This is a genomic window from Xenorhabdus bovienii (genome assembly GCF_024721015.1).
GTDB lineage: Bacteria > Pseudomonadota > Gammaproteobacteria > Enterobacterales > Enterobacteriaceae > Xenorhabdus > Xenorhabdus bovienii.
This window is the reverse complement of record NZ_JANAIF010000014.1, coordinates 23,133-49,101: the sequence shown is the minus strand read 5'-3', so window position 1 is coordinate 49,101 and position 25,969 is coordinate 23,133. Positions and strand designations below refer to the sequence as shown.

Genomic DNA, 25,969 nt, shown 5'->3' with positions numbered 1-25,969 from the left:
TCATGTTTACCGTTATCATTCCAGCGCGTTTTGCTTCAACTCGCCTGCCTGGAAAACCGCTGGCTGATATTCATGGCAAGCCAATGATTGTGCGCGTTATGGAACGGGCTATCCGCTCCGGTGCCAATCGGGTGATTGTGGCGACAGATAACCAAGCCGTTTTTGATGCAGTCACTGCTGCAGGCGGTGAAGCTTGCATGACAAGTGCGCATCACCATTCAGGTACAGAGCGTTTAGCTGAAGTCATTGATCAATACCAATTTGCTGATGACGAGATCATCGTGAATGTTCAAGGTGATGAGCCACTTATCCCAGAACAAATTATTAAGCAGGTCGCCGATAATCTGGCAGAAAGTGATGCTGGAATGGCAACACTTGCAGTGCAGATCCAAGATGCAGAAGAAGCATTCAACCCTAACGCTGTAAAAGTTGTGATGGATGCGCAGGGCTATGCGCTCTATTTCTCACGCGCCACGATTCCGTGGGAACGTGATCGCTTTATGCAGTCAAAAGAAACAGTCGGGGATAACTTCTTGCGCCATATCGGGCTTTATGCATATCGGGCAGGATTTATCCGTCGCTACGTGCAATGGGCGCCAAGCCCATTGGAAAGCATTGAGATGCTCGAACAACTGCGGGTGCTTTGGTACGGTGAGAAAATTCATGTCGCGAAAGCGCTACAAGCGCCAGGTGCAGGGGTAGATACACCTGAAGATTTGGAAGCCGTCAGAAAAGCCTTTGCTGAGTGTTGAACACGTTATCCGGTATAACAGTCAAAAGAGAATGCCGCGGAAGCGGCATTCTCTTTTTTCAGTATGATTTTGGCTCTCACTGTTTTCTATTAAGAGTTCTCTGATTTCTCGGTTGCTGCCTCTTTATTTACTGGCTTTATTGCCTGCCAAATTTTACCCAGCGTTTCATACCAAGCTCGTTCCGTATGTGAAAAATAATAGGCGGATGGAATGTATTTTTCCCATGCATATAGTGGAGTTGTCACAGCCAGTTGATTGGCAGGGCCTGCGATAGGGTGCATACCACGCCGTTCGAAGAACTTGAGCGACCGTTCCATATGATTGGCGGAAGTGACCAGAATAAAAGGTTGTTGCCCAAGCACTTTTTCAACTTCAGCAGCTTCTTCTTCCGTATCTAAAGGTTTTCTTAATGCAATCGTGTCTTCTACAGGAATTCCCAAAGATTGTGCTACCATAGCAGCGATTTCGGCACTACTAATTGAATTAACGCCTTTACCGCCCGTGAAAATCATTTTAGTGCCAGGATTAAGGTGATATAACCGAATACCTTCGGTGACTCTGGGCAGACTATTACTGATAAGGTTGGCACTGGGCGCCCATTGTGAGTTGTAAGTGAAACCGCCCCCGAGAACAACAATGTATTTTACGGGGGCAGTATATGCTTTGTCAGGCTCATAGCGTTGAACATACTTCCCTTCGATAGGAAGTAAAAGTTTGTCAGCAATCGGCTGTAAACTAAATAAAAGTAGCGCAATCCAACTCAGTGACAGTATGGCTTTACCCGTTTTTTGCCAGCGGGTGAACCACAGAAATAGCAGGGCTGTCAAAGAAACAAGAATAATCAAAGGCAAAGGCATTAATAGCGCGCCAACATATTTTTTAAGCAGAAATAACATTGATTGGCCTTGGTTTGGTGGAATTATAGCCGCCCAGGGTCGAATTTAGGGCTAAAAGTAGTGAATTCAATGATTACTGTGCCAAAATAACAGTAGCCAGCATTATTACTCAATAAATAAATTAAACTTAGCTTATCAGTGAGGCAGTTTTTCATGCGGGATCGCAATTTCGATGATATTGCAGACAAATTTTCACGTAATATTTACGGCACAACCAAGGGTAAAATCAGGCAGGCCGTTGTCTGGCAGGATATCAACGAATTGCTGAATCATTTACCTCAGCGCCCTCTGCGCATTTTGGATGCGGGAGGCGGTGAAGGAAACATGGCTTGCCAACTGGCTGAATTAGGCCATCAGGTCATATTATGTGACCTCTCTGAAGAAATGATCCTGCGGGCGAAATGTAATGCACAGGAGCGGGGTGTTCTCCATCAGATGCAATTTATCCAAAGCCCGGTACAGGATATTGGTCAACACATTAGACAACCCGTCGATTTAATTCTATTTCATGCCGTATTGGAATGGATCACTGACCAAAAAGATGCGATAGAAACATTGGGGGAGATAATAACACCCGGTGGAGCACTTTCATTAATGTTTTATAATGCTAATGGACTGGTCATGCGTAATGCCATATTGGGTAACTTTCATTTGGCAACGCCAAATATTCAGCGTCGCCGAAAGCGTTCTTTATCGCCACAGAATCCATTAGTACCCGAACAGGTATATCAGTGGCTTATTGAACTCAATATGGAAATAACAGGCAAAACAGGCGTCAGGGTTTTTCACGACTACCTGCAAAGCCGCCAATTACAAAATACAGATTTTCCGGCGTTGCTTGAACTTGAACAACGTTATTGCAGACAGGAGCCCTATATCAGCCTGGGGCGTTACATTCATGTGATGGCACGCAAGCCGACTTTAAAGAGTGAATTATGAGTGAATATTCCCAGACTGTTCCTGAACTTGTGTCCTGGGCCAGAAAGAATGATTTTTCGATTTCGTTGCCACCGGAACGCTTGGCTTTTTTGATGGCAATCTCAGTGCTGAACAGCGAACGTTTTGATGGCGAAATGAGCGAGGGAGAGTTGGTTGATGCGTTCCGTGAAGTTTGCAAAGGTTTTGAACAAACGTCAGAGGCGGTTGCTGTCCGGGCGAATAATGCCATTAACGATATGGTACGCCAAAAGCTGATTAACCGCTTTACCAGTGAATTAGCGGATGGCAATGCTATCTATCGGTTGACGCCATTGGGTATTGGTATCAGTGACTATTATATTCGCCAGCGCGAATTTTCCACGTTGCGCCTTTCCATGCAGTTATCCATTGTTGCCAACGAACTACATCGGGCGGCTGAATCTGCTGAAGAAGGCGGCGATGAGTTCCATTGGCACCGCAATGTTTTTGCGCCGCTCAAATATTCTGTCGCTGAAATTTTTGACAGCATCGATATGTCACAGCGTACTATGGATGAACAGCAAAACAGCGTAAAAACAGACATTGCTGCACTCCTCAACCAAGATTGGCAGGCTGCTATCGCTAATTGCGAGCATTTACTGTCTGAAACGTCGGGCACATTGAGAGAGCTCCAAGATACGCTGGAAGCTGCTGGTGATAAATTACAGGCCAATCTACTGCGTATTCAGGATGCTAATATGGGCAGCGGTGGCTTAGAATTGGTGGATAAACTGGTTTTTGATCTGCAAAGTAAACTCGACCGCATTATTAGCTGGGGGCAACAGGCTATCGATCTCTGGATTGGCTATGATCGCCATGTTCACAAATTTATCCGTACCGCTATCGATATGGATAAGAACCGCATATTTGCTCAACGTCTCCGCCAATCTATCCAACACTATTTTGATCATCCGTGGGCGCTGACCATCGCCAATGCAGAGCGTTTGCTGGATATGCGCGACGAAGAACTGACATTGCGCAATGAAGAGGTAATGGGAGAATTACCGCCAGACATGGAATATGAAGAATTTAGTGAAATCAACGAACAGTTGGCCGAGATGGTGGCACGAGCACTGGCAGTCTACCAACAGGCCAGGCTCCCATTAGATTTGGGGGCAGTACTGCGCGATTATCTTGCTCAATATCCACGTAACCGCCATTTCGATGTGGCGCGTATTCTGGTGGATCAGGCAGTACGGCTGGGCGTTGCAGAAGCGGATTTCTCTGGGTTGCCAGCGGAATGGTTAGCGATTAATGATTACGGAGCCAAGGTGCAGGCACATGTCATCGACACATATTGAACAATTTATGCCAGTCAAACTGGCTCAGGCATTATCCAACACACTTTTTCCTGAATTAGACAGCCAACTTCGTTCAGGGCGTCATATTGGGATGGATGATCTTGATAATCATGCTTTCCTGATGGATTTTCAGGAGGAGCTGGAAACGTTTTATGCTCGCTATAATGTTGAGTTAATCCGTGCACCAGAAGGTTTTTTCTACCTGCGTCCGCGCTCAACGACGCTGATCCCTCGATCTGTCCTGTCTGAAATGGACATGATGGTAGGTAAAATCCTGTGTTACCTCTATCTCAGCCCAGAACGTCTGTCCAATCAGGGAATATTTACCTTTCAGGAACTGTATGACGAGCTATTGTCGCTCGCTGACGAAAGTAAGCTGATGAAATTGGTGAACCAACGTTCGACAGGTTCCGATCTGGATAAACAAAAACTACAGGAAAAAGCACGGACTTCCTTAAACCGCCTGCGCCGTTTGGGGATGGCCTATTTTCTGCAAAATGACAGCAATAAATTTACGATTACTGAAACGGTATTCCGCTTTGGTGCAGATGTACGCAGTGGTGACGACCCACGCGAAGCACAATTACGAATGATCCGTGATGGTGAAGCGATGCCGGTGGAAGGCAATTTATCGCAGGAAGATAATGAACACGAAGAAGTATCAGAGCATTCAGCAGAAGGTGCGGAGGGTAAACAGTCATGATTGAACGCGGTAAATTTCGCTCACTGACGCTAGTTAACTGGAACGGTTTTTTTGCCAGAACGTTTGATCTTGACGAACTCGTGACCACCTTATCCGGTGGTAATGGTGCAGGTAAATCCACCACGATGGCAGCGTTTGTGACAGCGTTGATCCCTGACTTGACGCTGCTTCATTTCCGAAACACCACGGAAGCGGGCGCAACCAGTGGCTCCCGTGATAAAGGCTTGCACGGTAAACTGCGTGCCGGGGTCTGTTATTCCACGCTGGATGTCGTTAACTCTCGCCACCAGCGGATCATTGCGGGGGTTCGCTTACAGCAGGTTGCCGGGCGTGACCGCAAGGTTGATATCAAACCATTCATGATCCAGGGTGTCCCTGCATCAGTACAGCCAACGCAGTTATTGACCGAAAATATTGGCGAACGTCAGGCGCGGGTTCTGCCATTAAATGAGCTGAAAGAGCGCCTTGATGAGATGGAAGGCGTTCAATTCAAACAATTTAACTCTATCACCGACTACCATTCCCTGATGTTTGATTTGGGAGTGATTCCAAAACGTCTGCGTTCAGCCAGTGACCGTAGTAAGTTTTACCGTCTGATAGAAGCATCGCTATATGGTGGTATTTCCAGCGCCATCACTCGCTCACTGCGTGATTACTTACTGCCAGAAAATAGTGGCGTTAGAAAAGCGTTTCAGGACATGGAAGCGGCACTGCGTGAAAACCGCATCACGCTGGAAGCAATCCGCGTTACCCAATCTGATCGCGATCTGTTTAAACATCTCATCACGGAAGCGACAGCTTATGTTTCTGCTGACTACATGCGTCATACCAATGAGCGCCGTATCCATCTGGATGAAGCCTTGGCTTTGCGCAGTGAATTGTTTGGTAGCCGCCGTCAATTAGTGGCTGAACAGTATCGCCATGTTGAAATAGCACGGGAGCTTACGGAACAGAGTGGTGCGTCTTCTGATTTGGAGATGGATTATCAGGCGGCTAGCGATCATCTGAATTTAGTTCAGACGGCCATGCGTCAGCAGGAGAAAATAGATCGTTATCAAGGAGATATTGAAGAGCTGACTTATCGCCTGGAAGAACAGACTGAAGTTGTCGAAGAAGCGAAAGAGTTACAGGCAGAATATGACACTGTGTCTGAGGCGGCTGAACAGGAAGTTGATGAATTAAAAAGTCAGCTTGCTGATTACCAGCAGGCGTTGGATGTTCAACAAACTCGCTCGATCCAATATCAACAGGCGCTGCAAGCACTGGAACGTGCCTGTGAGCTTTGTCAGCTCCCTGATTTATTGATAGAGAATGCTGATGAGTGGCAGGAAACCTATCAGGCCAAAGAACAACAAGCGACTGAAACCTTGCTGGCGTTGGAGCAGAAGCTGAGTGTGGCAGATGCTGCCCATAGTCAGTTTGAGCAGGCTTATCAACTGGTGAAAAATATTGTTGGTGAGGTGAGCCGTAGCGCAGCATGGCAAAGTGCCCGTGAAGTACTGCGCGAATGGCCATCCCAACGCCATCTGGCGGATCGTGTTCAGCCTCTGCGTATTCAATTAGCTGAATTGGAACAGCGCCTGAACAGCCAGCAAAATGCAGAGCGCTTACTGGGGGAATTCTGCAAGCGCCACAACCAGCAATATCAGCCGGAAGATTTAGAAGCGTTGCAGGGCGAATTGGAAGCCCAGTTGGAAGAGTTAAGCCTAAATGCCAGTGAAAGCGGCGAGCGCCGTATGCAGATGCGTCAGCAACTGGAACAACTTAAGCAGAAAATTCAGGGATTGACAACACGGGCACCAGTTTGGCTGACGGCACAGGATGCATTGAACCAACTTTGTGAACAGAGCGACGAAACGTTCGAAAGTGCCAATGATGTCACTGAATACATGCAACAATTGCTGGAGCAAGAACGCGAAACTACCGTCGAACGTGACGATGTAGCAGCACAGAAACGTGAGCTTGAAAAGCATATTGAGCGTTTGAGCCAGCCAAGTGGTGCCGAAGACAGCAGATTGCTTGCATTAGCGGAACGTTTTGGTGGTGTTTTGCTGTCAGAAATTTATGATGACATCACCATTGATGATGCGCCTTATTTCTCCGCATTGTACGGGCCAGCCCGTCATGCCATAGTTGTGCCGGATCTTTCGTTGGTAAGTCCACATCTGGAAGCACTGGAAGATTGCCCAGAAGATCTCTATCTGATCGAAGGTGATCCGCAATCCTTCGATGATAGCGTCTTGGATTTCGAAGAGCGGAAAAATGCTGTTCTGGTGAAATCATCGGATCGTCAGTGGCGTTATTCCCGTTATCCTGACGTTCCGCTGTTTGGAAGGGCTGCAAGGGAAAATCGTCTGGAAATACTGAACTTTGAACGTGATACGCTGGCAGAACGCTATGCAACGCTTTCGTTTGACGTCCAGAAAATCCAGCGCGCCTATCAGGCTTTCAGCCGTTTTGTGGGCAAACATCTGTCAGTTGCATTTGATGACGATCCAGAAGCTGATATTCGTAGCTTAAATCAGCAGCGAATTGAACTGGAGCGCGAACTCTCTCAATTTGAAGCACAGACTCAACAGCATCACCAGAAACTGGCTCAGGTAAAAGAGAGTCTGTCAGCGCTGAACCGCCTGATCCCACAAATCACCCTCTTGCTGGATGAAACGCTGATTGACCGTGTAGAAACGGTGCGTGAAGAAATGAGTGAAGCACAAGATGCGGCTCGTTTTTTGCAACAGCATAGTAATGCACTGAACAAACTCGAACCGCTGGTTTCTGTCCTGCAAAGCGATCCACAGCAGCATGAGCAGTTGAAGCAGGATTATGAGACGGCGAAGCACACCCAGAATAAAGCGAAACAGCAAGCTTTTGCTTTGACGGAAGTGGTGCAGCGTCGTGCACATTTCAGCTATAGCGATTCTGTAGGAATGCTCAGTGACAATGCTGATCTGAATGATAAATTGCGCCAGCGCCTTGAACATGCGGAGTCTGATCGCAGCCGTGCCCGTGAACAATTGCGCCAGCAGCAATCACAATACGCCCAATTTAATCAAGTATTGGCCTCATTGAAGAGTTCCTATGACACTAAGCAGGATATGTTGAAGGAACTTGAGCAGGAAATGAAAGACATCGGTGTTCAGGCCGATCCGAATGCAGAAAGTCGTGCCCGTGAACGTCGCGATCAGCTTCACGCTGCCTTGAGCACCAATCGTTCCCGCATCAACCAGCTTGAGAAACAGATCGCATTCTGTGAAGCCGAAATGGATAACCTCCAGAAGAAATTGCGTAAATCTGAGCGTGACTATTATCAGAAACGCGAGCAGGTGGTTTCTTCAAAAGCCGGCTGGTGTGCTGTTATGCGGATGGTGAAAGATAATGGTGTCGAACGTCGCCTCCATCGCCGCGAACTGGCCTATATGAATGGAGATGAGCTGCGTTCAATGTCGGATAAAGCGCTGGGGGCATTGCGTCTGGCGGTGGCAGATAATGAACACTTGCGTGATGCACTGCGTTTGTCTGAAGATCCCAAACGTCCAGAACGTAAAATTCAATTTTTCGTTGCTGTTTATCAACATCTGCGTGAGCGTATCCGCCAAGATATTATCCGTACTGATGATCCGGTTGATGCCATTGAACAGATGGAAATTGAACTGGCTCGTTTGACGGAAGAATTGATGGCGCGTGAACAAAAACTGGCGATCAGTTCCAAGAGTGTGGCCAATATCATTCGCAAGACAATTCAGCGCGAGCAAAACCGTATTCGCATGTTGAATCAGGGATTGCAGGCTGTTTCTTTTGGTCAGGTAGGAGGAGTGCGTTTGAACGTCAATGTACGTGAAAGCCATTCCATTTTGCTGGATGTGCTTTCCGAACAGCAGGAGCAACATCAGGATCTGTTCAAGAGCCAGCGTCTGACTTTCTCGGAAGCGATGGCGAAACTTTACCAGCGTCTGAACCCACAAATTGACATGGGGCAGCGTTTACCGCAGACCATTGGTGAAGAATTACTGGATTACCGTAACTACCTCGAATTGGACGTTGAAGTCAACCGTGGCTCTGATGGTTGGCTCAAAGCTGAAAGTGGAGCATTGTCTACGGGTGAAGCCATTGGTACAGGGATGTCAATTCTGGTTATGGTCGTGCAGAGTTGGGAAGAGGAATCACGGCGTCTGCGTGGTAAAGACATATCACCATGCCGTCTGTTGTTCCTTGATGAAGCGGCGCGTTTGGATGCGAAATCAATCGCTACGCTGTTTGAACTGTGCGAACGTTTGCAGATGCAGTTAATTATCGCAGCGCCGGAAAACATCAGCCCAGAAAAAGGTACAACGTATAAATTAGTACGTAAAATATTTAATAATCATGAACATGTGCATGTCGTTGGTCTGCGTGGTTTTGGACAGGATGCTCCCGCCATTGAACAGCCTCAACCCATCTTGGAAGAGTAATTCTGGCGTTGGGTGATGTTTCTATCGTGCAAAGAGGTCATATTGGATATGATCTCTTTTAATCCATTGGGTATAGATAGAAAAATAAGGAGTGAATTAATGATAAATCCTAAAGACATTATCTTTTTTCCAGAGCCAGATCCTAATGAAAATCCTTGGGTGCATGGTAAACCTGTTGAAGAGGTGATAGGTGTTGTGGCATATAATCCTGAATGGGTAGTTACATGGCAGCAACTCTCTGCGTCTATCAAGAAAGCACTGGGAAACATTGTCTTGCATATTGAGCACGTTGGTTCAACCGCAGTTCCTGGTCTTGCAGCCAAGCCGGTTATTGATATCGATCTGATTGTGCTAGATCCAATTCAGGAACAAACTTATGTTCCGGCGCTGGAGCAGCTTGGTTATGACTTAACGGTGCGTGAACCGAGTTTTTATCAACATCGCTGTCTACGGTTGGCAAAACCACGAGCCAACCTTCATGTTTTTGGTCCAGATTGCCCTGAACACATTCGCCATATTTTGTTTCGCAATTGGCTCAGAGAACATCCTGAAGATTGTCAACGATATATGGCTGCGAAGATAAACGCCAAAGATAATGTCAGTCAGGTAATGCACTATAATCAGAGAAAAGAACAGGTTGTACGTGAGATTTACCAGAGTATATTTCAAATTCAGGGATTATTGTCATAATTTATGACTGTTGTGCTGACATTGTTATATTTTGTTTGTGCTTATTCGGGTAAAACAAACAGCCATATTGCCTTTGAAAAACCTATGTATTTATTATTTTCGATAATCGAAAAATAACTACTTATTCAACATCATAAAATCAATCATAATATGATCTGGTGGAGTATGATCTGAATATAGTTTGAAGAAAATTTTTTCAGACGTATCAATTAAGTTTTTCTTTATCACAGATATACATTTCAACGTATAGAGACCAACAAGCAGTTATAGCATTTGTTAGGGTGATTGAGCTGTATAGGGAATGATTTTTAATTTACTATTTCTTTAGGTAATTATTTATGAATGGAAACCAAAAGCATTGGTCACAAGTTGAATACTTACATTCAACAGTAACTAACCCCAATATAAAGATTAAAGGTACGCATAGTTATTATAGTCACTGCTGGAGTGATAGTTTTGAGAAGAGTGTTGTTCGTTATCTTCATGGTGATGAAATCAGTCTTGGGTGGGAACCTTTAGGTGTCGTTGATAAGCTTTACATAGGAAATTATGTCTGTATTGCATCAGAAGCTGTCATTCTTATGGGAGGCAATCATACTCATCGAATGGACTGGTTTTCTGTCTATCCTTTTTTGGAAGGTATTAAAGAATCCTATCAACATTCCGGTGATACAATTTTGTCTGATGGGTGTTGGATTGGTATGCGTTCAATGATCATGCCTGGCGTCACGATTGGAGAGGGAGCGGTTGTTGCTGCGGGGAGTATTGTCACGAAAGATGTTTCTCCGTATACCGTAGTGGGTGGAAATCCTGCCCGATTCATTAAATATCGTTTTGAACCCTCTGTTATATCGAGATTGTTGGCGTTGAAAATTTATGATCTGGATGAAGAGATGGTGGAAAAATTGCTCCCTTATTTGAAAGGGGATGATATAGATTCCCTTGAATCAGCTTATTATTCTTTTAATAAATAAAGGATTATAATGAGTCTATGAATAAATTGTAACCTCATGTTATTGTGCAGTGTATCTCATTTTAATGCGATAAGAACGTTTATTATCTCACATCGTTATGATCAATATAAAAAGGAATAACGATGCGTAAAGTAACGTTAGTATTCAGTGCTATTGCGTTTGTTTTTAGCTTAAACAGTGTCGTACAGGCGAAAGTACAAATGCCAGAATCAGTCAGTTCAGGAGTGACTACAGTAGAACTTTCGCAGCGCCAGGCGGTGCATTGGGTCTCAGTCGATCAGATTGAAAAAAGCCTGCAAGATCAGCCGCCAATGGCGATAGGGTTTGATATCGATGACACTGTATTGTTTTCCAGTCCTGGTTTTTATCGTGGTAAATTGAAATATTCACCAAATGACAATAGCTATCTGAAAAATCCGGCATTTTGGGAAAAAATGAATAATGAATGGGATGAATTCAGTATGCCGAAACAAATCGGTATTGAATTGGTTCAGATGCACTTAAAACGGGGAGATAATATTTATTTCATTACAGGACGTACAAAAACTAAAACAGAAACAGTGACCAAATATTTGCAGAAAGACCTACATATTCCTGCTGACAAAATGAATGCCGTTATTTTTGCAGGTGATGAGCCAGGCAAAAATAATAAAGTTAGCTGGATGAAAGAACATAAATTAAAACTCTACTATGGCGATGCAGATGCAGATATTGCTGCTGCCCATGAACTGAATATCAGAGGTATCCGTATTCTGAGAGCATCAAATTCTTCTTATCAGCCCCTGCCTAAAGCTGGCCGCTTTGGGGAAGAAGTAGTCATTAAATCCGAGTATTAATCTGAAAAATTTTACAGAATGAACTTTAGTTAGAGGCACTTAAGGTGCCTTTTTCTTTTTTAGTGCTAACATAAGCTAATTTATTATAATAAAAACTTTTTTTTACCCGAGGTGATTGGCTATGATGATATGCTTCTATCTTAATAGATAATTATGTATATAATTACCACTATTCTTTCTCGATAAAACAAGTCTACCGATAATTAAAATAAGTCATTGGATAGCTGCATGCATAATAAGGTAAGGTGAGGTCTTATGGCGAAGAACACGGTCAGGTTACTGAAAGTTTCTTTTATCTGTAGCGCGTTGGCGGTATCAGAAGGAACCTTTGCAAGTCAACAAAATGGACTGATAGTAAATGATACCCAACAATTTTCGGAGGAACAAAAAAAGGAAGACGTAGTTGCTTCACCGGATCAGATTATTCCTATATCTGCAGTGAATTCTATTGAAGCAAATCGAAAACAGATACAAAGTTGGTTGCCGCAACAAGTAAAACCAATATTCATTGACCGTTTGGCAACGTTATATGCAGTCAATAAAATGAAACCGCTATGGCAAGATAAAAATACGGTTCAACAGTTTGAACAGCAATTATTTGAACTATCATTGGCCGGGGTTCAACCCCAGTTTGGAAAGTGGCTGACTCAACTTCATTCTGCTGAATTAAGTGATATGGGGCGTGATATTATTTTATCAGATGCCATGTTGGGTTATCTGCATTTTGTCAATAATGTTAAGAGAAAAGGGGAGCCGTGGTTATACAGTAAAAATTCTTATAAGCTTGATTTACCGCCTTCTGATTTAATTGATAAATGGCAACAGTATATTACTGATAATCATGTACTTTCTTACATCACTGCGTTATCACCAGATAACCCTATGTATAAAAATATGCGTAAGGAGATGCTGAAACAATTGGCTGATAAACAGCAGTTGTCTGAATTTTCAATGAAAGGAACATTAAGACCGGGGCAAAATAGTGAAAGTGTTGTGGCGTTAAGGGAAATATTAATTCGTTTCGATACTTTGGATTCGTCAACAGTCAAACCTGAAAACAAGGTTTACACTAAAGAATTAGTGGCTGCCGTAAAACGTTTTCAAGCTTTACATGGATTATCGGCTGATGGTGTTATTGGGCAGTCGACGAAATTATGGCTGAATACTACGCCACAAACCCGCGCTCGAATTATGGCATTGAATATACAGAGGCTGCGTATTATCCCAGGTAATATTCCTACGGGTATTCTGGTCAATATTCCCAACTACTCATTATTTTATTACTTGGATGGTAAAGAAGTATTGAATTCTAAAGTCGTTGTCGGGAGACCGAGCAGAAAAACGCCTATCATGAGTAGTGAGCTGAATAATGTGGTGATTAATCCACCGTGGACTGTTCCTACCAGTATGACACGGAAGGATATTGCACCTAGAGCAATGCGTGACCCTAGTTATTTTCGTAGTCGTGGTTATACCGTTTTTTCCAGTTGGAGCAATGATGCCAAGGTTATCGATCCTTCATCAATTAACTGGGAAGTGACTACGCCAAATAATTTTCCTTATCGTATACGGCAGGCGCCTGGTCCAACTAATTCACTAGGGCGTTTTAAGTTCAACATGCCAAACTCAGAAGCGATTTATTTGCATGATACGCCAAATCAGGCTTCATTTGGCCGGGAAATGAGAGCGGTCAGTTCAGGTTGTGTACGTGTTAATAAGGCTCCTGAATTGGCTAATATGTTGTTGGGGAATGCAGGTTGGAATAAGGATCGGGTAAGTAATTCCTTAAAAACGTGGACAACAGCATATGTGAATATTCCGAAGAAAATTCCGGTATTTCTCTATTATCAAACGGCGTGGGTCGATGAAGGAGGAGTGCCTCAATACCGCGCAGATATTTATGATTATGATATGAGTGCCAGAGAGCAATCTGAGCTTTTACCCGAGATCCTGGCAACTCGAAATGATTTATAATTTTCTATAATGAATGAAAGAAGAAAATTTAAAATTAATATCTGTACAGTGAGGGAAATAGCGCTATTTTCCTCACTGTTATTTTCTCCTTATCCAGTCTTTTGACTCTATTTTTCCTTATGATTACCTTTTCTTAATATGATTTTTTTCTCTGCTATTGAAAAATTTATCATGATTCAGATGGATAAAATTTTGTAATAACACGACATCATTAATATTTCATCTATGTTTAATATTATTTTTATTATGTTAGATTGGTCACAATTACTGACTGGTAAATTTACAGTAATATACAAAAATTATTGAAACTACTTTTTGTTTGTTGCTGTCTTATTAGTCGGTTAGACTCAATGAGTCACCTAGTTTAGAAATTATTAATACATCATAGAATAGCAGGGCATATTAATCCATGAATGATATTGACTATAGCCGCCGAAAGTGGCTTGGTGTAGGTGCAGCTGCGTTGGGGTTAAGTTTATTACCTCAACACGCATTGGCCGCATTGACAACGCCACGTCCTAGAATTTTACGTTTTGATAATTTGCACACGGGGGAAACACTCAAAGCAGAATTTTTTGATGGTCGCCGTTATAACAAGTCAGAATTGGCTCGTTTGAATTATTTATTCCGCGATTATCGCCAAAATAAAATCAAATCTATTGATCCGAAACTGTTTGATCAGATTTATTTATTGCAAATGATGATAGGAATAAATAAACCTGTTCAATTGGTGTCTGGTTATCGTTCATTGGCGACAAATAATATGTTGCGTCAGGCTAGCGGTGGTGTCGCAAAACGTAGCTATCATACCCGTGGGCAAGCAATGGATTTTCATATCGATAGTGTTCAGCTCGCGCATATTCGTAAAGCTGCACTGAAGATGAGAGCGGGGGGCGTTGGGTTTTACCCAAAGAGTAATTTTATTCATATAGATACAGGCCCAGTCAGGACGTGGTAATCTTATTATCAGGCATTTGTCTTGATCGTGGAGTTAAACAATATAATGAATTACCACATTATCCCTGTAACTACGGTGATGCAAAATTGTACGTTGATCTGGTGTGAGGAAACTCTGGAAGCGGCAATTGTTGATCCTGGTGGTGAGGCTGAAAAACTTATTTCTGAAATAGAGAGACGTGGACTGAAATTAACGCAAATTCTGTTAACTCATGGCCACTATGATCATGTTGGCGCTACTGTTGACGTTGCTAAATACTTCAATGTTCCTGTTCATGGGCCACATAAAGCAGATGCTTTTTGGATAGAAGCGCTGGAAGTTCAATGCCAGATGTTTGGTGTTGAGGCATGTCCATCTTTTACACCAGAACGCTGGTTGGATGAAGGGGATACATTGCAGATTGGTAATATCGAATTCTCTGTTTTGCATTGCCCAGGGCATACACCAGGGCATATCATCTTTGTCAATCATACCGATAAATTAATATCAATGGGAGATGTGTTGTTTAAGGGCAGTATTGGCCGCACGGATTTTCCGGGTGGTAATTATGATGATTTGATTCAATCCATTAAAGAAAAAGTAATTCCATTAGGTGATGATTTCCACTTTATTCCCGGACATGGGCCGATGTCAACATTGGGTCATGAACGTAAAACTAATCCATTCCTGCAAGATTGATTGATGCGTTTTTAATTGCTCGGAAGATAAAAGCCGCTTTTTCAGCGGCTTTGTGATTGAGGGAGATCTTGGTACTCAGAAAAACTAGAGTACTGCAACAATAGCTTCACACAGAGGAACCATGTTCTCCAGTGTTAAGCCCGCTACGTTAATGCGCCCAGAGCTGACCGCATAAATACCGAATTCTTCACGCAGACGGTCAACTTGTTCTTTAGTCAGACCGCTGAATGAAAACATACCATTTTGGCTAATAATAAAGCTAAAGTCTTGTTTCGCACCCTTTTCCTGCAAGGTGTTCACAAACAGCTGGCGCATACGACGAATGCGTTCACGCATAGTCGCCAGTTCTTGGATCCATTCTGCTTTCAGTTCGTCATTAGACAGAATTGCAGTAACAACAGAAGCGCCGTGTGCCGGTGGGTTAGAGTAGTTAGTACGAACAATAGATTTCGCCTGACTGAATGCTTTTTCTGCGGTATCGCTGTCAGTTGCAACGATGGTGCAGGCACCTACACGCTCATTGTACAGGCCAAAATTTTTGGAGTAAGAGCTGGCAACGATCAGTTCATTATGGTTTTTGGTAAAAATACGCAGGCCTTCTGCATCTTCATCCAAATTTCTGGCAAAACCCTGATAAGCGAAGTCAAACACGGGCAGCCAGCCGTTTGCCGCAGATAAATCTGCCAGTTCCTGCCACTGTTCAGCCGTTGGATCGATACCGGTTGGGTTATGGCAGCAACCGTGAAGCAGAACAACATCACCCGCTTGAGCTTCAGACAGGCTAGCCAGCATGCCATCAAAATCCAGAGCGTGTTTTTTTGCATTGTAATATTGGTATTCGCGGATTTCTAACCCAGCGCTAGAGAAAACGCCTTTATGGTTTGGCCATGTTGGATTACTGATCCAGACACGTTTTGCATTGGTCTGTTTAGCAATAAAATCAGCAGCAGTACGCAGTGCACCGGTTCCGCCTGGGCTTTGTACAGTACGGGCACGTTTGTCAGTAATGATAGCGCTGGTGTTGCCGAAGAGTAGTTCCTGAGTGACGCGGCCAAATTCAGGTAACCCACTAATTGCCAGATAATTTTTGGTGGTTTCGTTTTCCAGCAGGAATTTTTCTGCTTTCTTAACGGTGGTCAGGACAGGGGTTTTACCAGTTTCGTCTTTGTAAACACCGATACCCAGATTGATTTTATTTTCACGAGGATCAGCTTTAAAGCTATCCGCTAAACCAAGAATAGGGTCGGCAGGTGCGGCTGTAATTTTTTCAAACATTTTTTTGATTCCAAGACTCGGAGAGTTAAGCCCAAAAAATAAGTTATACGCTGCTCAGGGTAACTCCAAGAAACTCGTTTGCCAACAATTTGTAGCAAAAAGAAGACAATCTTGTGAAGTAGTTTACGGAGTGAAAAAAAGGTCATAAAAAACAGTAAAGTAAAACGTAAAAAAGCAGCGCCTAAGCGCTGCTTTTCAGAGATGGTTTTGTTTAACTTTGAGCTAAACAATTCATCAACTGTAATTAGAACTGGTAAGTCAGACCCACACCAAATACGTTGTCAGTGCTGATACCTGCGTTTCTAGTGAACTTATTTTTGTTCAACAGGTTGATTTTGTAATCAACGAAAGTAGACAGGTTTTTGTTGAAGTAGTAGTAAGTACCTACAGAAACGTATTTAACTAGATCTTGGTTGTTTCTGTTTTCACTTTCACCCAGATCCAGATCTTTACCTTTAGACTGAACATAAGCCAGAGATGGTTTCAGACCGAAGTCAGAGAAGTAATACTGGGCAACCAATTCAATGTTCTGAGTTTTGTTAGCGATGCTTTTGCCAAAATCGTTGTCTTCGACAATAAGATCTTTGCCGAATCTAGTCATGTTACGGGTTTCGCCATACAATGCTGCCAGATAAACGTTATTGGCATCATATTTTGCACCGATATCCCATGCTTCAGCACGTTTACCTGATGCTTCAGAATCTTTCTGGCCTTTGGTACGTGCAGAGTTTGAATAGCCAGCACCCAGAGTGATACCGTAACCGACATCATAAGAAGTAGACAGGCCGTAACCATCGCCATTAGCTTCTGATAATTTTTTACGATCGTTAATGGTATTTTCGTGGTTTTTGGTTTGATATTGCAGAGCAAAGTTCAGACCATCAACCAGACCGAAGAAGTCATTGTTACGATAAGTTAACAGGCCAGTAGAACGACCGGTCATGTAGTTGTCAGTTTGAGCCATGGAATCGCCACCAAACAGAGGCAGAACGTCAGTCCATGCAGCAGTATCATAAATTACACCGTAGTTACGGCCGTAATCCAGTGAACCATAGTTGGCAAATTTCAGACCAGCGTAGGCCAGACGAGTTTTATAGCCGCTGCCTGCTGCTTCTGTACCGTTAGATTTCCACTCGGTTTCATAACGACCAAAACCAGTCAGCTGATCATTGATCTGAGTTTCGCCTTTAACGCCCAGACGTGCGCGGGAATCATCACCATGTTCTTTGTCTGCTTTGTAGTCTTTAGACTTACCGAACATATGACGAACGTCTACTTTACCGTAAACGTCGATTTTGTTGCCGTCTTTGTTATAAATTTCAGCCGCGTTAGCTGTACCAGCGACCAGCAGAGCTGGGATTACCACTGCAAGAAGATTGCGTTTCATTATTATTACCCTCATTGGTGTTATGTTGACACCGGCCACTGCCAGAAATAGAACACTAAAAATTTTTGGAACTATTTATGGACATTGAGTGTCTTATTAGTCGGCGACCAGTGTTCCATTGGTAATGAATTTTATCTACCCTCAAAATGCTACAAAATCGAATAATTGGTAACAATTTGTAAATAGATATTTCAAAATGTAAATTTTAGGGAACTTTTTTCGTCCGGCTTGAACCATAAAATGTAAAAAGCCAACTTTCGTTGGCTTTTCAATGGATTAATTTTTGCCCAATTATTGAGCTGATTCATTAGAAACTTGCGTTTCTTGGTGTCCGTGGGAATGGAATAACATCACGCACATTGGACACGCCAGTCACATAAGCGACCAGACGCTCGAAGCCTAAACCAAAACCCGCATGAGGAACGGTGCCATAACGGCGCAGATCACGATACCACCAGTAATCTTCTTTATTCAGATCCATTTCTTCCATGCGCTGATCCAGCATATCCAAACGCTCTTCACGCTGAGAGCCACCAATGATTTCACCGATGCCCGGTGCCAGAACGTCCATGGCCGCAACGGTTTTGCCATCTTCATTCATACGCATGTAGAAGGCTTTGATGTCTTTTGGATAGTTTTTCATGATCACTGGCGCTTCGAAATGTTTCTCCGCCAGATAACGTTCATGTTCTGATGACAGATCAACCCCCCAGAAAACAGGGTTCTCGAATTCCTGGCCACAATTCTCCAGAATTTCAATGGCATCGGTGTAATCCAATTGAATGAAATCGGAATCAACAAATTTCTCTAAACGGCTGACAACTTCACTGTCAACACGTTCTGCAAAGAATGCTAAATCATCAGCACGCTCTTCCAATGCTGCCTTGAAGACATATTTCAGCATCTCTTCGGCAAGACTGGCGATATCGTTCAGATCGGCAAAAGCCACTTCTGGCTCAAGCATCCAGAATTCTGCCAAGTGACGGCTGGTATTGGAGTTTTCAGCACGGAAAGTCGGGCCGAAGGTATAGATTTTGCTCAATGCACAGGCGTAAGCTTCACCGTTCAACTGACCCGATACGGTCAGGAAGGCTTCACGTCCGAAGAAATCTTTGCTGAAATCCACGTCGCCTTTATCGGTGCGTGGCAGGTTTTGCAGATCCAATGTAGAAACGCGGAACATCTCGCCAGCACCTTCGGTATCCGATGCGGTAATCAGCGGGGAAGATACCCAGAAGAAGCCTTTCTCATGGAAAAAACGGTGCAGGGCTTGTGACAGTGTATGGCGAACGCGAGCAACCGCACCAATCAGGTTTGTGCGTGGGCGCAAGTGGGCGACTTCACGCAAATATTCGATACTGTGGCGTTTGGCCGCCATTGGATAAGTATCAGGATCGTCTATCATGCCGACTACAACCACGTTGGTGGCTTGCAGCTCAAAGCTTTGGCCTTTGCCTTGTGATGCCACGACTGTACCGGTGATTTCCACAGAACAACCAGTGGTTAAATGCAGAACTTCATCCTGATAATTAGGTAAATTACTATTAACGACGGCCTGTACTGGATCAAAGCAGGAACCGTCATAGACGGCGAGGAACGAGATACCAGCTTTAGAATCTCTCCTTGTACGTACCCAACCGCGGACGGTGACTTCGCTGTCAACCGGGACGCGGCCTTGCAGTACATCGACTACAGGCGCAACGCTCATAAATTTCTCTCTTCTTTATATAGTGAATTAGATAGTTAGATAGATTTACCGTAAATGCCCCATCAGGAGCAGATCTTCTATCTTACTTGCCATATCTCAGGAAACAAGCAGAAATTGTGAGTTTGAATGGGGAAAAACAGGGAAAAGCGGCTTTTTACTTGTGTAACCAGCATGAAGCTGGTTACACAAGGGACAATTAGCGAAGATTATACTGCTTTTTCTATGTAGGGAATGTCAAACGCTCTACGTAACCTATCGACAAATTCATCATCTTCACAGATGGTTTTTCCAGGGCTGTCCGAAAGTTTTGCCACTGGTTTGCCGTTGCATTCCACAAGTTTGATAACGATATTCAGTGGTTTTACCCCCGGAATATTGCAGGTCAGCCGAGTGCCAATGCCAAACATGACATTGATTCTCTTGTGGAAACGGCGATACAGCTTCAAGGATTTCTGCAAGTCCAGACTGTCCGAAAATACCAATGTTTTCGTCATTGGGTCGATACCCAGTGATTGGTAGTGGGCAATCGCTTTTTCACCCCATTCGATAGGATCACCGGAGTCATGGCGCAAGCCTTGGTAGGCGGTAGCAAAGGTTTTGTCAAAATCCCGCAGGAAAGCATCCATGGTAATGCAATCTGTCAGGGCAATGCCCAGCTGAGCTGGATACTCACTCAGCCAAGTTTGCAATGCTGCTCGCTGGCTGTTAGCAAGCTCCGGGCTAATCTGCTGATGAGCTTGAAACCATTCATGAGCCTGTGTACCAAGAGGAGTCAGACTAAGCTGTTCTGCCAGTTGGTAATTACTGGTTCCGATCAGATAAGGGAAATTGTTTTTCAGCTCATTGACGATGGCATACTGTACTTCGTGTGAAAAACGACGGCGGGTACCAAAGTCCATCAGTTTGAAACCGGCCAGATCGATATTTTTTTCCGCCGCGTCTTGATGGAATAGCTCAATCAGTTTCCTGAGCTGGCTGACGGCCACTTCCGGTTTTATTTCCGGAGAACGGTGGCGATGAACCAGTTCGCTAATCAGTGCCAATAAAGGGACTTCCCACAGAATAACCTCATGCCATAAGCCTGAGATACGGATAGCCAGTTGACCTTCATCGGTAACGGATATTTTGACTTGTTCAGGATTAAAACGGAATAATTTGAACCAGTTCAGGTAATCCTCTTTAAAGAACGGAAGGCTGGCAAGATAATTAGCTTCACGTTCTGTCAGTGTTAGATCAGCCATCATGTCAATCTGATGGCGTAACGTCTCGGCATATTCGCCGAGCAGTTCATCACCACGGCAGCGAAATTCCGCAACGACAGGAATATGCCTGTAATGGTGGTACACTGCTTGCTGCATATGAAATTTATAGGCATCAGTATCAAGCAGTGATTTGATAATCGGGGTAGCGTCTAAAGTCATGGCGCGTTAGGCATCCTCGCGGAGCATATTCGTGTCTGCTAAATCGATAAAGTCGGAAGAGTATACCGTGATTATTTTGTTATTAAAGCCACATAACCGCATATATTTTTCCGGACAGTAACGATTAAGGTTAATCCATCTGCAGATAATATCATGTTACATGAGATATGAGATGACAATTCGTACGAAAGTACTAATATCCTGCTTACATAATTTACACCTTTATTTAATGATTGATTAACATCCGAAAAAAGAGGTTTCATGATTGAAAGGATGGGATCTCTATGGCAGCGTTAGAGATTGGAAAATTTCTATGGAAACGGAGTATGCTAGCATCTTATGGCTGAAGTTATACAGATGTTATCAATATGCCGATTAAAAGTAATGAAAAAGGTTCCCTATGACACAACAGCGACTCGTTAAACATCGTCTGGATTATCAAGCACCAGATTACACGATTACGGACATCGATCTCGACTTTGATCTGCATGCCGATAAAACAACTGTGACGGCAATCAGTCAAGTAAAACGCTTGAACCATGATACTACTCCATTGATTTTGGATGGAGAAAATCTCACTCTGAAAAGCATTCATATTGACGATAAGGCGTGGGAACATTATCACGAGCAGGATGGCAAATTATCCATTGAGCAGTTGCCAGCCCAGTTCACCCTGACAATTGTGAATGAAATTTATCCATCAGCAAACACGGCGCTTGAAGGGCTGTATATATCTGGCGATGCTCTATGTACTCAGTGTGAGGCAGAAGGTTTCCGCAATATCACTTATTATCTGGATCGTCCGGATGTTCTGGCTCGTTTTACTACCCGTATTGCAGCAGATATATCCAAATATCCCTATCTGTTGTCCAATGGTAACCGAATTGGGCAGGGAGAGCTGAGTGATGGCCGCCATTGGGTGAAGTGGCAAGATCCATTCCCAAAACCTGCCTATCTGTTTGCCTTGGTTGCGGGAGATTTCGATGTCCTGCGTGATACTTTTGTTACCCGCAGTGGCCGCGAAGTCGCGTTGGAGTTGTTTGTTGACCGTGGTAATTTGGATCGCACCGATTGGGCGATGACATCGCTGAAAAATTCGATGAAGTGGGATGAAACTCGCTTTGGTTTAGAGTATGACCTTGATATTTTCATGATCGTTGCCGTTGATTTCTTCAATATGGGCGCGATGGAAAACAAGGGGCTGAACGTTTTTAACTCCAAGTATGTTCTGGCAAAAACCGAAACCGCGACAGACAAAGATTATCTTGGCATTGAAGCCGTGATTGGCCATGAATACTTCCATAATTGGACAGGAAATAGGATCACATGTCGTGACTGGTTCCAGTTGAGCCTGAAAGAAGGGCTGACGGTATTCCGTGATCAAGAATTCAGCTCTGACTTGGGCTCACGGTCTTTCAACCGTATCAATAACGTGCGTATCATGCGTGCGGCTCAATTTGCCGAAGATGCCAGCCCGATGGCTCACCCGATCCGTCCTGACCAAGTGATGGAAATGAATAATTTCTATACGCTGACTGTCTATGAAAAAGGCTCGGAAGTGATTCGGATGATTCACACACTATTGGGAGAAGAACAATTTCAGGCGGGGATGCAGCTTTATGTACACCGTCATGATGGCAGTGCAGCAACCTGTGATGATTTTGTTCAGGCAATGGAAGATGCTTCAAATGTCGATTTGACGCTATTCCGCCGTTGGTACAGTCAGTCAGGGACACCGATTTTGACTGTTCGTGACGAGTATGATGCAGAAAAACAGCAGTATACTTTGCATGTCAGCCAGATGACACCGCCAACGTCTGACCAGAAAGAGAAACAGCCGCTGCATATCCCTCTGGACATTGAGCTTTATGATGAGCACGGCAGTGTGATCCCATTACGCCGTGATGGTCAGCCAATACATCATGTTTTGAATATCATCAATGCAGAACAGACGTTTGTGTTTGATGATGTGCCATCATTGCCTGTTCCTTCTTTATTACGTGAATTCTCTGCGCCAGTGAAACTGGATTACCCATACAGTGATACACAACTGGCATTTTTGATGAAACATGCGCTTAATGAATTCTCCCGCTGGGATGCAGCACAGTCACTGCTGGCTAATTATGTGAAACTGAATGTTGCCCGTTATCAGCAATCCCTGACATTGGAGTTGCCAATGCATGTGATTGATGCTTTCCGTGCGGTATTATTGAATCAAGATATTGATCCGGCATTGGCAGCACAAATCTTGACCTTGCCGTCTGAAAATGAAATGGCAGAATTGTTCACAGTGATTGATCCAAAATCCATTCATGACGTGCTTCATGCAATAACGCGTGGATTGGCCAACGAAATGGCGGATGAATTCACTGCGGTTTACCACAGTATTCACACAGGTGCATACCGAGTTGATCATCAAGATATTGCGAAACGGGCGTTACGCAATACCTGCCTCTATTATCTGGCCTTCATTGATGACAAGGAACAGGTGGATCAATTAGTGGCGGCACAATATTATCAAGCTGATAATATGACCGATACCGTCGCAGCGCTGTCTGCCGCTATGTCTGCTGAGTTGCCTTGCAGTTACCAATTGATGGATGAGTTTGAGCAGCGCTGGCATCAGGATGGTCTGGTCATGGATAAATGGTTTGCCCTACAGGCAACTAATCCCGCTTTCGATGCACTTGATAAAGTCCGTAGCTTGATGAACAACCGTTCTTTCAGTTTGAGTAATCCAAACCGGGTTTATTCGTTGCTGAGAACGTTTTTTGCTAATAACCTTGTGGCATTTCATGCTGAAGATGGCCGTGGTTATCAATTCCTGCAAGAAGTTCTGACTGAATTGAACAGCCGGAACCCGCAAGTTGCGTCACGTTTGATTGAACCGTTGATTCGTTGGAAACGTTATGATGAGGCACGCCAGTCCTTGATGCGTGCTACTCTGGAGCAGTTGAAAGTGTTAGAAAACCTGTCCGGTGATTTATTTGAAAAAATCACCAAGGCGCTTGAGAGCTGAGTTGTCGTTTTTCCTCCGGCGTTGGCCGGAGGATGTTTGCCAGCAAATTGAAAAATATCTTCCCGCACATTTACATTTTGACAGGATCTCTTTAAGATGCTCGGCGCTTATTTCACAGTCGCCCCGACCTGTCATTACGCCCGCAGGAGATTGCATGTATTATTCGCTACTACGGAAGGCATTGTTCCAGCTTGATCCCGAACAGGCACACGAGCTTACTTTCCGCCAGCTCAAACTTGTTACCGGTACTCCTTTCGAATTTCTTATCCGCCAGTCAGTTGCCACTAAACCCGTCACTTGTATGGGCTTATCTTTCAAAAATCCTCTTGGCTTGGCCGCAGGCCTTGATAAAAACGGTGATTGCATTGATGCATTTGGTGCAATGGGTTTTGGTTTTGTGGAAATCGGAACGGTAACACCGCGCCCACAGGTTGGAAATGACAAACCAAGATTGTTCCGCGTTGTTGAAGCGGAAGGCATCATCAATCGAATGGGTTTTAATAACCTTGGTGTTGATAATTTAGTTGAGAATGTCAAACGGGCAAAATACGATGGGATTATTGGGATCAATATTGGCAAAAATAAAGATACCCCAATAGAGAATGGCAAAGACGATTATTTAATTTGTATGGATAAAATTTATCCTCACGCAGGTTATATTACGATTAACATTTCGTCCCCCAATACTCCAGGTTTGCGAACGTTACAGTATGGTGAAGCGTTGGATGATCTCTTATCTGCGATTAAAAATAAGCAGAGTGAACTTCAGCAGAAATTCCAAAAGTATGTTCCGATTGCTGTAAAAATTGCACCAGATCTGACAGAAGAAGAATTAATACAAGTTGCAGACAGTTTAATGCGCCATCGCATTGATGGCGTTATTGCTACTAATACCACACTGGACAGAAAGCTCATTGAAGGGTTGAATCACTGCCAGCAGGCTGGTGGATTAAGTGGTCGTCCTGTGCAACTTCGCAGTACAGAAATAATTCGATGCCTTTCTCAAGAATTAAAAGGTAAAATACCCATTATTGGTGTTGGGGGAATTGATTCCCTAGTTGCGGCTAGAGAAAAAATGGAAGTAGGGTCTTCTTTGATTCAGATATTTTCTGGTTTTATCTATAAAGGGCCAAAACTAATCAAAGATATTGTTAATCATATCTGAATATTTGCCGCAATTCGGAGTTGGGGGTTTATTTCTACTCTCAACTCGTCTATATTTTGTCTGATAGATTAATTTTTTTATCAGTTTTTCTGGTTTTCCACTATGGTAGTGTTATTTATTTTGAACCAAACAAGCTATTTTGAGCATATAAAGGGTAATCAATGAAAATTAGACCTGATGATCAGTGGCGCTGGTACTTTGATTCCGAGCACAGCCGTGTCATGCTCGATCTCGCTAATGGCATGGTTTTCCGTTCCCGTTTTCCTGCCAAAATGCTGACTGATTATGCAATCACGATGGAAGAAATGCCTTTTTCTGTCGATGATGCAGCACTTTATTATGCTTTCGAAGAACATTTCCGTTGTATTAATATTGCATCAGAGCTCGGGGCTGAATTAGCATTGAATGGCGTAGTTGCATTCCGTTTTATGAAACCACAAATGCCAAAAAGCTGGTATTTTTCCAGTTTCTCTGTAATGACAAAACCGGAACAGGGGGAAATTGTTCAAGTTCGTTTACAGGATTGCGGTACTGAAGTGCTATTCATGGTGGCAGAAGTCGGTGATAGCGCCAGCTTGTGTTTATTAGCACAACAAAAGTTAGAACTTAATGATCGAGTGATGAATTTTTGTGATCCAATTAAGATAATGAATGACCGTTTAATGCCTTATACTGAACCCACTCGGGAAACGATATATGGCAGAGCGATTTAATATATTAAGCCATTTTGTTAATATCACTTGTCATTTATCACCATTCAACAGTAACATTCAGAACATTTTTTGTTTAAATTGAGTCTTTGATCTCAAAATATTTTTCCTGTCTTA

Annotated in this window: 19 protein-coding genes; 14 read left to right on the top strand and 5 right to left on the bottom strand. The window is 43.6% G+C overall.

Translation table 11 applies throughout. The features are described from left to right. The first annotated feature begins 2 nt into the window (after window positions 1-2). Entirely contained in the window at window positions 3-752 is a 750-nt protein-coding gene (gene kdsB, locus NXS07_RS06060; RefSeq protein ID WP_038206315.1) for a 3-deoxy-manno-octulosonate cytidylyltransferase, read from the top strand. Between the two features lie 89 nt (window positions 753-841). On the opposite strand, the gene elyC is transcribed toward kdsB, so the two are convergent. After that, a complete protein-coding gene (gene elyC / locus NXS07_RS06055) occupies window positions 842-1,648 on the bottom strand; it encodes an envelope biogenesis factor ElyC (protein ID WP_258086367.1) in 807 nt (268 codons plus the stop codon). A 153-nt stretch (window positions 1,649-1,801) separates the two neighbouring features. On the opposite strand from elyC, the gene cmoM reads away from it, so the two are divergent. The 10 genes from cmoM (at window position 1,802) to NXS07_RS06005 (ending at window position 15,167) form a co-directional block, all read left to right on the top strand. Then, entirely contained in the window at window positions 1,802-2,587 is a 786-nt protein-coding gene (gene cmoM, locus NXS07_RS06050) for a tRNA uridine 5-oxyacetic acid(34) methyltransferase CmoM (RefSeq protein ID WP_258086366.1), read from the top strand. Further along, complete coding sequence (mukF, locus tag NXS07_RS06045) at window positions 2,584-3,906, top strand: chromosome partition protein MukF (RefSeq protein ID WP_038194933.1); 1,323 nt, start codon at window positions 2,584-2,586, stop codon at window positions 3,904-3,906. The genes cmoM and mukF overlap by 4 nt, the downstream gene beginning before the upstream one ends. Then, window positions 3,887-4,609, top strand: a complete 723-nt coding sequence (gene mukE, locus NXS07_RS06040) for a chromosome partition protein MukE (RefSeq protein WP_238097499.1) — start codon at window positions 3,887-3,889, stop codon at window positions 4,607-4,609. The genes mukF and mukE overlap by 20 nt, the downstream gene beginning before the upstream one ends. Beyond that, on the top strand, window positions 4,606-9,057 hold the full coding sequence (mukB, locus tag NXS07_RS06035) for a chromosome partition protein MukB (protein WP_258086365.1): 4,452 nt from the start codon (window positions 4,606-4,608) through the stop codon (window positions 9,055-9,057). The genes mukE and mukB overlap by 4 nt, the downstream gene beginning before the upstream one ends. A gap of 99 nt (window positions 9,058-9,156) precedes the next feature. Then, entirely contained in the window at window positions 9,157-9,747 is a 591-nt protein-coding gene (locus NXS07_RS06030) for a GrpB family protein (protein WP_258086364.1), read from the top strand. A gap of 338 nt (window positions 9,748-10,085) precedes the next feature. After that, a complete protein-coding gene (locus NXS07_RS06025; protein ID WP_258086363.1) occupies window positions 10,086-10,721 on the top strand; it encodes a CatB-related O-acetyltransferase in 636 nt (211 codons plus the stop codon). Between the two features lie 122 nt (window positions 10,722-10,843). Further along, window positions 10,844-11,557 carry an acid phosphatase AphA gene (aphA, locus tag NXS07_RS06020; RefSeq protein WP_258086362.1) on the top strand — a complete coding sequence of 238 codons (714 nt, stop codon included), beginning with the start codon at window positions 10,844-10,846 and terminating at the stop codon, window positions 11,555-11,557. A 255-nt stretch (window positions 11,558-11,812) separates the two neighbouring features. After that, window positions 11,813-13,531: a L,D-transpeptidase gene (gene ldtD, locus NXS07_RS06015; protein ID WP_258086361.1), complete on the top strand. Its 1,719-nt coding sequence runs from the start codon at window positions 11,813-11,815 to the stop codon at window positions 13,529-13,531. Between the two features lie 409 nt (window positions 13,532-13,940). After that, window positions 13,941-14,489, top strand: coding sequence for a peptidoglycan L,D-endopeptidase MepK (gene mepK, locus NXS07_RS06010; RefSeq protein WP_038223204.1), 549 nt, complete (start codon window positions 13,941-13,943; stop codon window positions 14,487-14,489). 45 nt (window positions 14,490-14,534) lie between these two features. After that, window positions 14,535-15,167, top strand: coding sequence for an MBL fold metallo-hydrolase (locus tag NXS07_RS06005; RefSeq protein ID WP_038223203.1), 633 nt, complete (start codon window positions 14,535-14,537; stop codon window positions 15,165-15,167). Between the two features lie 84 nt (window positions 15,168-15,251). Here the strand turns inward: NXS07_RS06005 and NXS07_RS06000 are convergent, their stop codons facing one another. The 4 genes from NXS07_RS06000 to pncB form a co-directional block, all read right to left on the bottom strand. After that, window positions 15,252-16,442, bottom strand: coding sequence for an amino acid aminotransferase (locus NXS07_RS06000; RefSeq protein WP_258086360.1), 1,191 nt, complete (start codon window positions 16,440-16,442; stop codon window positions 15,252-15,254). Between the two features lie 244 nt (window positions 16,443-16,686). Continuing rightward, complete coding sequence (locus tag NXS07_RS05995; RefSeq protein WP_155271372.1) at window positions 16,687-17,829, bottom strand: porin; 1,143 nt, start codon at window positions 17,827-17,829, stop codon at window positions 16,687-16,689. A gap of 307 nt (window positions 17,830-18,136) precedes the next feature. Next, entirely contained in the window at window positions 18,137-19,537 is a 1,401-nt protein-coding gene (gene asnS / locus NXS07_RS05990; protein ID WP_038218457.1) for an asparagine--tRNA ligase, read from the bottom strand. Window positions 19,538-19,743: 206 nt separating this feature from the next. Next, window positions 19,744-20,958 (bottom strand): nicotinate phosphoribosyltransferase, encoded by a 1,215-nt coding sequence (gene pncB, locus NXS07_RS05985; RefSeq protein ID WP_038208864.1) that lies wholly within the window; start codon window positions 20,956-20,958, stop codon window positions 19,744-19,746. Between the two features lie 400 nt (window positions 20,959-21,358). On the opposite strand from pncB, the gene pepN reads away from it, so the two are divergent. From pepN to NXS07_RS05970, 3 genes are all read left to right on the top strand, one after another. Further along, on the top strand, window positions 21,359-23,977 hold the full coding sequence (gene pepN / locus NXS07_RS05980) for an aminopeptidase N (RefSeq protein WP_038218455.1): 2,619 nt from the start codon (window positions 21,359-21,361) through the stop codon (window positions 23,975-23,977). Between the two features lie 154 nt (window positions 23,978-24,131). After that, window positions 24,132-25,142 (top strand): quinone-dependent dihydroorotate dehydrogenase, encoded by a 1,011-nt coding sequence (pyrD, locus tag NXS07_RS05975; protein WP_038194963.1) that lies wholly within the window; start codon window positions 24,132-24,134, stop codon window positions 25,140-25,142. A 161-nt stretch (window positions 25,143-25,303) separates the two neighbouring features. Next, entirely contained in the window at window positions 25,304-25,855 is a 552-nt protein-coding gene (locus NXS07_RS05970; RefSeq protein ID WP_038208870.1) for a cell division protein ZapC, read from the top strand. Window positions 25,856-25,969: the final 114 nt, after the last annotated feature.